This window comes from Alphaproteobacteria bacterium (assembly GCA_016699305.1).
Taxonomy (GTDB): domain Bacteria; phylum Pseudomonadota; class Alphaproteobacteria.
This window is the reverse complement of sequence record CP064970.1, coordinates 13,135-25,917: the sequence shown is the minus strand read 5'-3', so window position 1 is coordinate 25,917 and position 12,783 is coordinate 13,135. Positions and strand designations below refer to the sequence as shown.

13 protein-coding genes are annotated in these 12,783 nt (G+C 58.4%); 6 read left to right on the top strand and 7 right to left on the bottom strand.

Annotated features, from left to right (window positions below; genetic code table 11):
* Nucleotides 1–3: 3 nt before the first annotated feature.
* The 6 genes from IPI58_00160 to IPI58_00135 form a co-directional block, all read right to left on the bottom strand.
* Complete coding sequence (locus tag IPI58_00160; GenBank protein QQR69144.1) at nucleotides 4–519, bottom strand: hypothetical protein; 516 nt, start codon at nucleotides 517–519, stop codon at nucleotides 4–6.
* Nucleotides 520–529: 10 nt separating this feature from the next.
* Nucleotides 530–1,156, bottom strand: a complete 627-nt coding sequence (locus IPI58_00155; protein QQR69143.1) for a hypothetical protein — start codon at nucleotides 1,154–1,156, stop codon at nucleotides 530–532.
* Nucleotides 1,157–1,173: 17 nt separating this feature from the next.
* Complete coding sequence (locus IPI58_00150; protein QQR69142.1) at nucleotides 1,174–1,401, bottom strand: F0F1 ATP synthase subunit C; 228 nt, start codon at nucleotides 1,399–1,401, stop codon at nucleotides 1,174–1,176.
* A gap of 114 nt (nucleotides 1,402–1,515) precedes the next feature.
* Nucleotides 1,516–3,354, bottom strand: coding sequence for a cytochrome b N-terminal domain-containing protein (locus IPI58_00145; protein ID QQR69141.1), 1,839 nt, complete (start codon nucleotides 3,352–3,354; stop codon nucleotides 1,516–1,518).
* Complete coding sequence (gene petA, locus IPI58_00140) at nucleotides 3,351–3,908, bottom strand: ubiquinol-cytochrome c reductase iron-sulfur subunit (protein QQR69140.1); 558 nt, start codon at nucleotides 3,906–3,908, stop codon at nucleotides 3,351–3,353. Before petA ends, IPI58_00145 begins: the two co-directional genes overlap by 4 nt.
* On the bottom strand, nucleotides 3,905–4,444 hold the full coding sequence (locus tag IPI58_00135; GenBank protein QQR69139.1) for a gamma carbonic anhydrase family protein: 540 nt from the start codon (nucleotides 4,442–4,444) through the stop codon (nucleotides 3,905–3,907). Before IPI58_00135 ends, petA begins: the two co-directional genes overlap by 4 nt.
* Before the next feature lie 135 nt (nucleotides 4,445–4,579).
* On the opposite strand from IPI58_00135, the gene IPI58_00130 reads away from it, so the two are divergent.
* From IPI58_00130 to IPI58_00120, 3 genes are all read left to right on the top strand, one after another.
* Nucleotides 4,580–5,119, top strand: a complete 540-nt coding sequence (locus IPI58_00130) for a hypothetical protein (GenBank protein ID QQR69138.1) — start codon at nucleotides 4,580–4,582, stop codon at nucleotides 5,117–5,119.
* 133 nt (nucleotides 5,120–5,252) lie between these two features.
* Nucleotides 5,253–5,615 carry a TIGR02300 family protein gene (locus IPI58_00125; protein QQR69137.1) on the top strand — a complete coding sequence of 121 codons (363 nt, stop codon included), beginning with the start codon at nucleotides 5,253–5,255 and terminating at the stop codon, nucleotides 5,613–5,615.
* Nucleotides 5,616–5,735: 120 nt separating this feature from the next.
* Entirely contained in the window at nucleotides 5,736–7,700 is a 1,965-nt protein-coding gene (locus IPI58_00120) for a hypothetical protein (GenBank protein ID QQR69136.1), read from the top strand.
* Between the two features lie 245 nt (nucleotides 7,701–7,945).
* Here the strand turns inward: IPI58_00120 and IPI58_00115 are convergent, their stop codons facing one another.
* Complete coding sequence (locus IPI58_00115; protein ID QQR69135.1) at nucleotides 7,946–9,847, bottom strand: hypothetical protein; 1,902 nt, start codon at nucleotides 9,845–9,847, stop codon at nucleotides 7,946–7,948.
* A gap of 174 nt (nucleotides 9,848–10,021) precedes the next feature.
* Here IPI58_00115 and IPI58_00110 point away from each other — a divergent pair, with 174 nt between their 5' ends.
* The 3 genes from IPI58_00110 to IPI58_00100 all read left to right on the top strand — a co-directional run bounded on the left by IPI58_00110 (nucleotide 10,022) and on the right by IPI58_00100 (nucleotide 12,770).
* On the top strand, nucleotides 10,022–10,447 hold the full coding sequence (locus tag IPI58_00110; GenBank protein QQR69134.1) for a hypothetical protein: 426 nt from the start codon (nucleotides 10,022–10,024) through the stop codon (nucleotides 10,445–10,447).
* A 99-nt stretch (nucleotides 10,448–10,546) separates the two neighbouring features.
* Nucleotides 10,547–11,590, top strand: a complete 1,044-nt coding sequence (locus tag IPI58_00105) for an NAD-dependent epimerase/dehydratase (GenBank protein QQR69133.1) — start codon at nucleotides 10,547–10,549, stop codon at nucleotides 11,588–11,590.
* Between the two features lie 25 nt (nucleotides 11,591–11,615).
* Nucleotides 11,616–12,770, top strand: a complete 1,155-nt coding sequence (locus tag IPI58_00100; GenBank protein QQR69132.1) for a DegT/DnrJ/EryC1/StrS family aminotransferase — start codon at nucleotides 11,616–11,618, stop codon at nucleotides 12,768–12,770.
* Nucleotides 12,771–12,783: the final 13 nt, after the last annotated feature.

Below are 12,783 nucleotides of genomic sequence, written 5' to 3'. Positions count from 1 at the left end.
TCGTTACGGCAGAGTGCGCCGCGCCAGCTTTGCTGGCAACGCTTTCAGCGCATGTTCGACCAGATCGTCCTGCTGGGCGGCATCCAGATGGCCGCGCAGGGTTTCTTCGGCCGCCTCCACGGCGGCATCGGCCAGCCCATGGCGCAGATCCTCGACCACCGAGGACTCCATCTGACGGATGCGGCGTAAGGCGTAATCCTCATGCTGGGCAATCTCACGCTCCAAGCGCTGCTGGGCCTGGATACGCAGACGTTCGGCCTGAACCCGGGCGGCCTCCAAAATCGCTTTGGCTTCATCTACGGTTTCAATGTGCTTATGCTTGGCTTCTTCTAGCAAGGTCTGAGCCTCTTCCCGCAAACGCTGGGCTTGCTCGATCTCATGCGTCACCTTGTGGGCATAGCCGTCAAGCCCCGTAGCGACAATTTTAGCCACGGGACGGGCCGCAGCGAAGACCAGAATGGCCAAGCCCACCCATAACCAGAAAACGGGAGACTGAAGATAGGCATGAAGAAAATCCATCGCCCGGCCCCTATGACGTTGTGGCAAAGCGGCGCGCCAAAACCGCCGCCACGCTCGGGCGCACATGATCGGGAGTCAGGCGCGCGCCCGTCATTCTCTCGATCATCTGGATCGTAAGATCGACACAGGCCCCCTCGACCGAGGTGACGGCCTTGGCATGGGCCTGTTCGATTTGTTGATGAGAATCGTCCAACCGCTTCGTGATGTTGCTGGCCATCTCCATCATCGCCACGTTCTCGTGGCGTAGGACGTCATCAACCGTCTGAGCAATGAGGCCCTGGGCCTGCTGACGCGATTGCGCCATGTCGGCCTCATACTCATTCATCAGAGCCTCGGCCTGATCGCGCAAATCTTGCGTCTGGTGGCTTTCGCGGTCAATTTCCTCTTGCCGTTGACGCGACAGCGATTGGAAGGCCGGGGCCGCCATGAAGGCCATGGCGATATAGAACACCGCGAAAATCGCCAGCAGCCAGAAGACCTGGGAAGGGTACCAGCTGGGATCGAATTGCGGCAGGCCCTTGGGGGCGGCGGCTTCCTCGGCATGCTCGGCGGCCAAGGCGCACAAAGGCAGCGCGAACATGGCCAGCAGCCACGTCCCTGCAATTATCCCCCATGGCCTAGACCGCCGCAGCGGCATCGAGCCGCCCCTTCCCATCAAACGACGAAAAGCAGGATGATCGACACAGCCAAGGCGAACAGGGCCAAGGCTTCGGTCATGCCCAAGGTCAGGAACGCCACGGGACGCAATTGCGACGCGGCGGACGGGTTGCGGGCAATCGCCGTCAACCACGCATTGGCCAGATTGCCCAGCGCCAAACCGACGCCAAAGACCGGCAACAGCGCCAAAGCGGCGGCGAGATATTTTGCACTGACGGGATCCATGGCTGCTCCACCTTCTGCAACGTTCTTACGAGGAACGATTCGTCATCGACGAACCGCGCGATAGAGTTTGTCTCAAAGCTGCATGATCGTGTCAACTATGCTGGATTCGAACAATCAAACGGTTTTTGGAACATTCAGCCCCACTCGGCCAATGAATATGATCGAAAAAACAACAAGAAAGATCATCACGCCCAGCCCCAGGCGGTGCCGTTGATCTAAGTTCGGATCGGCGGCCCAGGCCAGAAAAGCCACCAGGTCATAGGCCATCTGCGGTGGTGTGGCGGGGGTAGCATCGGCATAGGCCATCTGCGCTTGGCCTATGCTCATGGGCATCTCGGCCAACCCAAGGATGGGGGACAGCCCGTCTCCTTGACCTATCAAGAAGCGAAATACCGCCGCTTCCCCCCCTGGCGTGGTTCGCACGATCAAGGACAGATTGGCCGCTCGCGCAGCCACCGGATCATAGACTGCGCCCATTGGTCGTAAGGGCGCGTCCATGACGCCTCCCGCATCGCGCCGAGCAAAGGCGCGGGCCTGAGCCAAGTCATAGCCCAACCCTGTCAAATGGCGATAGGTGACAAAGGCCAAAGCCGGACAGTTTGAGCAAAGTTCACGATAGACCTGCCAACCGCGCTGAATGGCCACCCGGTCATAGCTTCCCAACATCGCCAAATGCGGCCATGTCGGGGTTGTGGCGGCCTGCAAAGAACCGGGGGCCAGTCCACCCGCCAACAACAGCCATAGGCATAAATGTTTCTTGCCCTTGAGGGCCTGAGTCAAACTGGCTGGAATGGGACGGACTTTTTCAAAGCGGGACAGCAGAGGCAACATCACCAAGAAGAACCCCAGCACATAGGCGGTACCCAAGCGCGCGACCAGCAACGCCGCACCTTGAGCCTCTTGCCCGCCCGCCCAGATCAAGGCCAACCATGCCGCCACATATCCCGCGAAACATGCACGGAACCACGGACGATAACGCCCGCTACGCACCGGATGGCGATCCAACCAGGGCAGTGCCAAAGGCACCAACAATCCGGCCAGCAATGCCAGCGCGCCCAAGGCCTTATCTGGAACCGCGCGAAGCATGGCGAAATAGGGCCGCAGATACCAGGCCGGGGCAATTTGGGCAGGGGTTTGCATCGGATCGGCCGGACGCAAAGTGTTTGGATCGTTCCATGCCTCGGGCCAAAAGAAGACACAGGCCGCATAGAGCATCATCATGAAACACAGATGCAGCCCCACTCGTGCCAGATGGTTGGGAAAGAAGGGCTTGGTCTCGTTCGCCGCGCGCGGCTCAATCCCCGTGGGATTGTTGGAGCCGACCGCATGAATCGCCCAAATATGCAGCCCCAGCAAGAACAGCAACAAAAACGGCAACAACAGATGCAGCACAAAGAAGCGTTGCAATGTTGGTGTGCCCAAGGTCTCGCCGCCGCGCAACCATGTCACCACAGAATCGCCGCCAGGCAGGACCGAGGCCAGATCAGTGACCACCGTGGCCGACCAGTATCCCGTTTGCGACCACGACAACACGGCACCCGTGAAGGCGCAGCCCAACATCACAAGCCCCATGACCACGCCGATGATCCACACCACCTCGCGCGGCGGCTTGAACGATCCGTAATACACGCCGCGCAGCATATGCGCCGTGACGGCGAAAAATAGGAATGAGACACCATGCGCGTGCAGCGACCGCATCAACCAACCATAAGGCACTTCGCGCACCAAACGCTGCACGCTATCAAACGCCTGATCCACATCCACGCGCAGATGCAGCGCCAACACGAAACCGCTGAACATGATGACCAGCAGAAGCAACGTCGCCGCCGCGCCAAAGCTCCACATCGGATTCAAATTGCGCGGCACGCGATGGCCAGCGACATGACGTTGCCAGAACGCGCCCACAGGCAAACGTTGATTCCACCAAGCCAGAATACCAGGGTGTTTGGTCATGCCTCTTCACCGATCCGAATGCGCGTGGGCGTGACGAAGCGATAGGGCGGCACCGCCATGTTGCGAGCTGCAGGACCGCTACGGACACGGCCCGAAGAGTCAAAACGGGAACCATGGCACGGGCATACCCAGCCGCCTGTATTTTGGGAATCGCGCGCCGGTCCTGGCATGCACCCCAGATGAGCACAAACACCCACCAGCACCAACCATTGCGGGGCCGCCTGACCATCAATCACCGAACCGCGCACACGATCGGCATCACGGGCGCGGTCGATAAGGCCCTGAGCTGCATCATCGCCGCGCGCGCTGGCCATATCTTCGGCTGTGCGATGGCGGATAATGACCGGCTTACCCTGCCAGGACACGATTTTTTGTGTGCCTGGAAGCATGTCCCCCAAATCGACATCCACCACGCTTGCCGTGTCGTCCATCTGCCCCGGTCCCGAAGCCATGACAAAAGGCGCCGCCGCCGCCAAGACCCCTACCCCGGCCATGGCACAGGCGGCAAGGCCCAAAAATTCACGGCGCGAAGGCGCGTCGTCGGATTGGCTCATGCCGCATTCCCCTTTTGCATGGATAGATATTCTTGGCCCAACGCCGCATAATGCGCGGCACGGTCATGGATCATGGCATTTTCATCCGAGCGCAAGGATCGGGCGAACCGCGCCGGCGCACCCAGCCACAATTCGCCCCCGGGCACATGTCGCCCCTGCGGCAACAAGGCCCCCGCCCCCAGCATGCCGCCCGATGCGACACGAGCGCCATCCAACACAATCGCCCGCATACCGATAAAGGCCCCCGATTCGATGACGCAGTCATGCAGCAAAACGGCGTGGCCGATGGTGACGTCATCGCCGATCTGCGTCCCCTGCCCGCCTGTGGTCACATGGATCACGGTTCCATCTTGGATATTGGTGCGCGCCCCGATACGGATGGAATGCACGTCCCCGCGCAGGACGCAGCCAAACCATATGCTGCTTTGCGAGCCGATCTCCACATCCCCCACCACCACCGCGCCCGGCGCGACAAACGCATCCGGAGCCAACCGAGGCCAAATCCCCGATAAGGGAGAATAACAGGTCCCGGCCATGTTTTTGCTGTTTCCTGACCTTGGGGAGATTCGGACATTTTCCTGCATCCATGGTAGCTTGGGCACAAGACTTGCAAACTCGGCTACAAACCGCAATAACCTCACAAGAAGCTCAACCTGACCGAGGTGACCAAAATGACGATCTTCTTCCGTTATGGAACGTTATGCGCCGCCGCTTTTTTAGCGTGTTCCTTGGCGAATGCCTCTCCCGCCCAAGCGGCTGGATGCTATGAACCGTCTGAAGCCGAAGCCGAAAGCGCTTTGCGTCTGCATAGCGAATTGATGGTCACCGCCATCACCTGTCTACGCGGAGCAAAGGGCGAAGACCTTATCAAGAACTATACCAGTTTCACCCGCAAGAACCTGAAGAACATCAAGAAATGGGAACAAGTGATGCTGAGCCACTATCGCAGCCAAGGCGGCGGTACGGCGGATCTGGATCGCCTGCGCACGACCCTGGCGAACGATATTTCCCAGCGTATCGCCACCGTGGCTTCTCCTGCCGCCTATTGCACCTCGAACGGACCGCGCCTGATTGCCAGTTTGGGATGGAGTGAGGCAGATTTGCAGCATGAGGTGGGCGCTGTGGTGCGTACGGCAGCCTTCAGCAAGCCAAAATGCGGTCAACAGGCGACGGCACAGGCCGAATCGCCCGCCTCGACACCCCATCCTTAAAAGTGCAGCCACGCCAAATATTTGGCCGTCCTGAAACTTTTTTTTGACATCTGCGTCAGATCATGGCAAACGGCACGCCGATGCTGGTGTTTTGTGGGCGCTGGCGTATTGATGGACTTTTTGGGGGTATGACATGGCCAAGCCGGAATGGGGCACCAAGCGAATCTGCCTAAGCTGCGGGACCCGTTTTTACGACCTCAAGAAGGCCAAGCCGTCTTGCCCGGAATGCGGCGCGGTTTTCGACCCCGAGGCGCAGAGCAAGTCCAGACGCCGCAGCGCAGCCGTTCCTGCCGAAGAAAAGGTGCGTGCGCCCAAAAAGGCCGTGACGCCTTTTGCCGATGACGAGGCCCCCATCATCCCCGGCCTGGAAGGCGACGAGGGCAATGTGGAAGACGTCGTGATCGAAGACACCGACGAGCTAGGCGACGATGTGGATGTGGAAGATGTGCTCGACGCCGAAGAAGAAGACATCGAGGAAGAGGATCAGTCGCACTAACCCGACCGATTCGCCATAGACATATCTATGCCTCGTTTTCCCATGATCATGAATGGCTTGGCTGGGCTTGGGTCAAGCAACGCGCTTGCACGCAGAGTCTGATACTGCCACATTTGGCGCATGAGTGTTGACGTTGCTTCCGTACTGATGGCCGCCACTTCGCGCATGCGCCAGGTGACGAATGGCGTTTTCAACCAGATGCGCCACCCCAGCCTAACCGCCCCCGTAGGGATGGATGCGGTGGCGTCCGAACTGGCGAAACTGCGTTTACAGATACTCTCGGCCATCGTATCCGTGCCCGCCGATACGCTGCGCGAAGACACTGGCCTGCGGCTCATTGAATTCGGCAATTCCCTGATGGGCGCGATTATCGACCAGCCGTTGGAAAAGACCGAGAGAGAGATTCTGGACGTGATGCGCGGCATGTTGGCGCATCCTGTCACCAATCCCGAGGTCTTCCGCGCCCTTCTCATTGTCTCCTTATACGACCAGCCCCACAAGATTCCGGTCCTGAAGGGAGTCGAGGATCTGAACGATTCCCGCTACGGCCAAGCCTTGATGATCCTGACACGGCCGTCCTATTTCATCGATCCGGACGATGAAAAATTATGGCTGGGCACGATCCGCCGCCTGATAGCTTGGCTAGAAAACCAAGCTAAGGAGAGCGCGACCCATCATCCGCGTTGGACCGCGTTGCGTAAAAGCCTACTTCGTAAAGCCATCGCAGATCGCTTGGACACCTCTCCGGCGCAACACTCGGACCAACCTGCCGATGACCTGGTACGAGAGCGGGGATGTCTGTTCAAAAGCCTGGTGGCCTCCATACCTTATTTAGCGGAGCCTCTGCCCGTCTCGCCGCCACGTCCGCGCTGGCCTGACGCACCGATCCGTCTGGGCATCCTGACGCGCAACCTGGTGGACTATACGGATACGCGCGCCACCTTTTCCCATTTCGTCAATTTTGATTCCAAGCGTTATCAACTCTATTTCTACTCGCTGGATCGCCATGATCCGAACAGCGAGCATCGTCTGAATTTCTATCGCTTGATCTATCGCACCGCGCACAAGACCGTCTCATTGAGTGGCACCGTCCGTGACAAGGTTCGTACTATCTTGGCCGACGATCTGGATATATTCGTCGTTGCGACCGCCTATTCGGGCCTAGACATGCTGCTGAGCCATCGTCTGGCCCGGCTGCAGCTATGGCTGAACAGCATGATCCCGATGAGCATGGGGCATCCCAGTTTCGACGCCTGCATCACGGGCGATGCCCCGGAATGGTGCCTTCGTAAATACCGCGCCGAATGTCCCGAAGACGTGGTGACGACTCCATCTCCCATGGTCTGGTACGATCCGCGCCCACCGACCGAACCGGACGAGGCGTTGACCCGAGCGACGCTGGGACTGCCGGAGGATGCCGTGGTCTTTTACAACGGCCACGCCGCGCAAAAGCTTGTGCCCACGCTGTTGGACAGCTGGATGCGAATCCTGGAGCGCGTACCGGGCAGCATATTGCTTTTGTCCCCTTACAATCCCAGCTGGGACGCCACATTCTGGTCGCTGACGCTGGCCGCGCGGCTGCGAGCCATGTTCAAACGCTTCCCGCAGATCGATCCCGCCCGTGTGCGACTGACCGGCGTTCTAACGCCGACCATGGGCAACCGCATCATGCTGCTGGGCGATGTTTTTCTGGGCAGCTTCCCTCATGGCGGATCGACCTCGGTCATGTTGTCTCTTTTGCACGCCACGCCGCTTGTGGTTCGGCAAAGCCCTTGGCTGCGCGGCACGACGGACGCCAACCTAACGGCCAATATCGGCCTGGGCGAGGTGGTCGCCCAAAGCACGCAAGAATACGTTGATATCGCCGCGCGGCTGGGCAACGACCCGGCATGGCGGCAATCCATCCGCGACACATTGAAGGCGCGCCAGGATAAACTTGACTTCCCCTTCTTCGACGGCATGCGTAACAGCGCGAACATGCAGACGGTCTTTGATCGCTTGATCGAAGACCGCATCCTTGCCGCGACTGATAGCGCAGTTCCTAACCCAGCCGCATCAAGCGAGGTTTATACTCAGTTCGACTAATTTCCATATCAGCTTGTATGGGAATGATAAGTCTGGACCATGAGCTCCATCGGCAAGGACAGGTGATGGACCCTCGTTTTCACGAGGGTGACTCCCGTGAGACAGGGAAAGAACTGGATCCCCACAAGAACTCAAAAGCTTTTGTGATTCCAACCTCTCAACGAGTCATGCTCGCGACGGCGAGCATCCATCACCCGCCATTCGCGCCTGTGCTGAATCTTAGACCCTTCAACATGTATGGAGGCTTATGGCCTGACTAGGGCATCAGGTAGAACAGCGCTTGCCGCCTTGACGGCCCCGGCCAGACGCTCCCCATCATCTTGCTGCGCCAGCTTGGCGATGCGGCAACGCCAGGACTGAAGTTCCTTCGAATCTTCCAGCAACCGCGCCATATGCGCCCCAGCATGCTCGTCCTGGCTGATGCAAAGATCTTCAAGGCCATGGCCACGCATCCATGATCGGGCGCGGTCGCCTCGCGCTCCCGCAGACGCCACCAAGACAGGAACGCCGCCAGCCCCAAGGACATCGTTGAGCGACAGGGGAGCAAACCCCATATCCGATGCCAAGCACACATCCGCCATGGCGAATAATTGTCTTAAGTCCCCGGCGTTCAGATCCGACAAGAAGCGCAGCCGATCCGCATTGATCCCGCGCGACTGACAGGCTTGCGTCAATGCGTGACGCAAAGTTATATCCTGCGCATGGGGATAAGGGCTAATCAGCAGCACAGACCCCGGAACCGCTACCAAAGCCTCGACCCACATCTGTGGAATATCCGCCGTCATGGTAATGCCAGGGGGCAGAGCGAACAGCACGGGCTGATCCTGGGTCAGTCCCAAACTCGCACGGCTAAGGGATTCATGACGCGCCAACACACTGCATGCCATGGGCGAGAATTGCGCCGCAGGCCCGATCGCCACAACGGGAGCATTGGTCCATGCGGTTGCATCCACATTTTCCGAGATCACGGCATCCACGACCAAACGATCCACATGGGCGGGCCAAAAGCGGTCCATCAGATACTGACGCGGGGCAAAACGCTCACGCAGCACATAATCGAATTTGCCGCCTTGGAAAGGCGTGATGGCCAAGATCAGAACATCCAAGTCCTCTTCCCGCAACGCCACGCGCACCTGCGCGGGCGTGCCGATCAATTTATGGATTCGGTCGATGCGATTGAACAAAGGCCGTGAGAAATCGGCATTCGCCGTGAAGGAGATGTCGTAGTCAGGAGTCAAAATCACGATTTCGAACATGTCTGCGGGTAGGGCCATGGCGATGGCCAGCACGCTCCACGCCCGAGGGGTGGGATGCACGCTCTCGCACATGATGCCCACGCGCCGCTTTGTCTTAGCCGGCGGGGGCGCGGCATGATGCCCTTCCTGGGCCGATGCTCCGTCGCTGTCTGTGAACAGACCCGCCGCCGCGTCAATCATGCGATGCCGAGCTGACAAGCTTCCCGATAAATCGATATCCGCCGCCAGACATGCCGCCGTGCGCCCCCAATCCAGCAGCATCAACGCCGCCGCCTTGCGCGCTGGCGTTGGAATGGAATTGTCGAGCAACCATTTTTCAGAAGTTGAAAATAGACCTACCCGATGCTGCGCCAACAGCCCCGCATCCTCCCTCTGCATCAACCAGGACGGTTCATGCAGCATCGTCTCGATATAATTCTGCACCAACAGGGGCGAAGCCAGGCCATACATCTGAATAGGCGCGCGCCATACATGCCTCCATGGATACAGACGCAAAAGATTGCATGCCCGAAGCATGCCAGGCTGGTCCCAGGGCCGAGTCAATTGATCACATATCTGCTCGAACAATTTTTCTTCGTCCGATGCCAGAGGCATCAAATCGGCGGCATGTCGCCAAGCCCAGTATCCGTTTTGCCGTTCCAACTTAAAAGCCGCGCAAGCACGACTATCAGCCTCTGACAATCCACACAGCGTTTGAATCATTTGGGATCGAATATGCGCCGCAGCCTTTATCAGTGGATCAGTATCGATAACCCGTTCTATAGACGGCACATCATAGCTGCTGTCTTCCCGATACAAATTCTCCACAGACGCATCGAACCCCTCCAAGGTGCGGAGCCAGCGCGCCATGACAAGCGGGACATTGAGCGCGCTATCGCCTGAATCCGTCATGCCTTGTGCCCTTCGGTATATTCGTCTTGTCGGTGAAGCTTAGACGAGTCGCGCATGGTCGCCAAGCATACCGGACACCCAAGAGAACGGCCAATAATTGGCATCTCATCCTTCACCAATAATTAAGAATTTCGGCCTTCTATACCTTCATAAACCTTAACAAGAGAGGGTATCATGAGCAGCGAAGTCAAAAAATCTCTCGGAGGCGCGACAAACTATCCCGAAGACGGATTGGTTGAATTGCCCAAGGGGTTTGAGGATGCGCGCGGCATGATTCAGCCGATTTGCGACCTACCAATGAAAAGTGCCGGATTGATCGCGTCCCGGCCCGGCACCATTCGAGCCAATCACTACCACAAGACGGATTGGCATATAGACCATCTCATTAAGGGAGCGTTCGACTATTACTGGCGCAAAGTGGGCGACCCCAATCCTCCCAAATGCGTTCACGTCGTGGCCGGACAATCCGTCTTCTCGGGGCCGATGACAGAACACGCCTTGCGCTTCACTGAAGATAGCCTGCAACTCGTCGTCTCGGGCAATGGTCGTAGTCAAGAGGAATACGAGGCGGACGTCGTCCGCGTGCCATTGATCGACTAATAAGCCAGGTCACAATTGGGACGAATGCCCTTGTGTGACGCGGACATGTTCTGAATCAAGACCAAGCTTGACGCCGATGCCCAAAAGGAGAACGACAACATGATGCGCAAGAAAGTTCTGGTCACCGGGGGCGGCGGCTATCTGGGAAGCCAATTGGTCAAGATGTTGCTGCGCGAAGGCCATGAAGTGACGGCCTATGACCGCTTCTACTTTGGCACCGATGTCTTCAACGACATCGCGGCGGATCCGGAAGTGGCGCAGCGCTTGACCCTGGTCAAAAAGGATATCCGAGACATGGAAGTCTCGGACTTAGCGGGCGTGGATGTGGTGTGCGACTTCGCCGCCTTCTCCAACGATCCCAGCGGCAATTTAGATCCCAATCTGACGATCAACGTCAATTTTCTGGGCCGCGTGCATGTGGCCGAGACCGCTCATACGGCAGGCGTGTCGCAATATCTGCTGTCCAGCTCATGCTCGGTCTATGGGGCCAGCGAAAGCGGCGGGCCTTGCAGCGAGGAATCGCCGCTAAACCCGCTGACGGTTTACGCCGAATGCAATCGCAAAGCGGAGCTTGGCGCTCTGGCCCTGGCCAGCGACAAGTTCTGCGTCACAGCCTTGCGCATGTCCACCTTGTTCGGCATGTCGGCCAAGATGCGCTTTGACTTGATCATCAACTATATGTCCTATACCGCCGTCGCCAAACGCCGCCTGGAAGTGACGGGCGGGGGCAAACAATGGCGTCCTATTCTACACGTCAACGACGCCGCGCGCGCCTTTTGCACCGCCATGAAGGCGGATAAGGCTAAGATCAACGGCCAGGTGTTTAACATCGGCCACTCCAACATCCAGATCATGGAGCTGGCTTCGGAAGTGCAGCAGAAACTGCATTTCGATGTGGAGCTGGTCGTGATTCCCAGCGCGGTCGATAAGCGCAACTATATGGCCAATTTTACCAAGGCCAAGGATGTCTTGGGCTTTGAAAGCCACATCACGCCCATGGAAGGCCTGCGCGAGGTCACCCAAGCCCTGCTGGAACGCCGCCTGTCCTATGTCCCGCGCACCGTGACAGTGGATTGGTACCGCCACATCCTGGATGCCCGCAAACTGGTGGACGATGTCACCTGCAATGGGCGCTTGCTGTAATCGTTATCTCTTGTGGAGCTAAGACATGACCGGCATTGCCGCATCGAGCGTAGATACTGACGCACCCATCCCCTTTGTGGATCTGGGCGCACAACATCGTGAGATCGCGGACGAGCTGCGAGCCGCCATCGAATCGGTTCTGGACGACTCGCAATTCATCTTAGGGCCGCATGTCGATAAGTTCGAAAAGGACTTCAGCGATTTTCACGGCGGCGCGCCCTTACAGACCGTCTCGGTCTCATCGGGCACGGCGGCACTGGAAATGGCCGCTCATGCATTAAACTGGGGACCGGGCGACGAGGTCATCTCGGTCGCCAATACATGGATATCCACCATCTCGTCCATCTCGCAAAGCGGGGCGCGGCCTGTTCTGGTCGAGGTGGATGCCGCCACGCATCAGATCGACCCTGCCGCCGTCGAGGCCGCCATCACCCCGCGCACCAAAGCCGTGATCGCCGTGCATCTTTTTGGCCATCCCGCACCGGTGCATGAATTGATCAAGATTTGTCAAAAGCATCATCTGACCCTGGTGGAGGATGTGGCGCAAGCGCTGGACGCCCGCATCCAAGGCCGCCCCGTGGGCACATATGGCCAGATCGCTTGTCATAGCTTCTTCCCGGGCAAAAATCTGGGATGCCTTGGCGATGGCGGCGCCATTCTGACGTCAGACTCAAGCCTTGCGGACCGCGTGCGTATGCTGCGCAACTACGGCCAACCGGAAAAGCACCATCACGTCATGCTGGGACACAACGCCAGGCTAGATGGGCTGCAAGCCGCCGTTTTGTCCGTCAAGCTGAAACATCTGCGCGATTGGAACGCGCGGCGGAGGCAATTAAAGGCCATGTATGACCAGGCGCTTGAAGGTCTTCCTTTGCAACTCGTGGAAACGCCGTCGTATGGCGAGTCGGTGCATCATTTATATGTCATCAAGACCGATCGCCGCGAAGCCTTGCAGCGCCATTTGACGGCCAAAGGCATCGCCGCGCAAATCCACTATCCCAAGCCTGTCCATCTGCAACCTTGTTATGCGGATCTAGGCATGAAGACCGGCGCATTGCCCATCACAGAAAGCCTAGCAGGGCGCGTTTTGTCCTTGCCCTTCTCTCCGCATCTGACACCCGCGCAAATCGAGCGCGTGGCAGATGGCATAAAGAGTTTCTGGCAAGACGCCAAAGCCTAAGAAGGATCACGAA

Bases quoted from the DNA above. Each gene is read 5' to 3' on its own strand.
- IPI58_00120 (QQR69136.1), top strand. From the start codon at position 5,736: ATGAGTGTTGACGTTGCTTCCGTACTGATGGCCGCCACTTCGCGCATG.
- petA (QQR69140.1), bottom strand. From the start codon at position 3,908: ATGAGCCAATCCGACGACGCGCCTTCGCGCCGTGAATTTTTGGGCCTT.
- IPI58_00110 (QQR69134.1), top strand. From the start codon at position 10,022: ATGAGCAGCGAAGTCAAAAAATCTCTCGGAGGCGCGACAAACTATCCC.
- IPI58_00100 (QQR69132.1), top strand. From the start codon at position 11,616: ATGACCGGCATTGCCGCATCGAGCGTAGATACTGACGCACCCATCCCC.
- IPI58_00155 (QQR69143.1), bottom strand. From the start codon at position 1,156: ATGCCGCTGCGGCGGTCTAGGCCATGGGGGATAATTGCAGGGACGTGG.
- IPI58_00160 (QQR69144.1), bottom strand. From the start codon at position 519: ATGGATTTTCTTCATGCCTATCTTCAGTCTCCCGTTTTCTGGTTATGG.
- IPI58_00130 (QQR69138.1), top strand. From the start codon at position 4,580: ATGACGATCTTCTTCCGTTATGGAACGTTATGCGCCGCCGCTTTTTTA.
- IPI58_00135 (QQR69139.1), bottom strand. From the start codon at position 4,444: ATGGCCGGGACCTGTTATTCTCCCTTATCGGGGATTTGGCCTCGGTTG.
- IPI58_00115 (QQR69135.1), bottom strand. From the start codon at position 9,847: ATGACGGATTCAGGCGATAGCGCGCTCAATGTCCCGCTTGTCATGGCG.
- IPI58_00125 (QQR69137.1), top strand. From the start codon at position 5,253: ATGGCCAAGCCGGAATGGGGCACCAAGCGAATCTGCCTAAGCTGCGGG.
- IPI58_00105 (QQR69133.1), top strand. From the start codon at position 10,547: ATGATGCGCAAGAAAGTTCTGGTCACCGGGGGCGGCGGCTATCTGGGA.
- IPI58_00145 (QQR69141.1), bottom strand. From the start codon at position 3,354: ATGACCAAACACCCTGGTATTCTGGCTTGGTGGAATCAACGTTTGCCT.
- IPI58_00150 (QQR69142.1), bottom strand. From the start codon at position 1,401: ATGGATCCCGTCAGTGCAAAATATCTCGCCGCCGCTTTGGCGCTGTTG.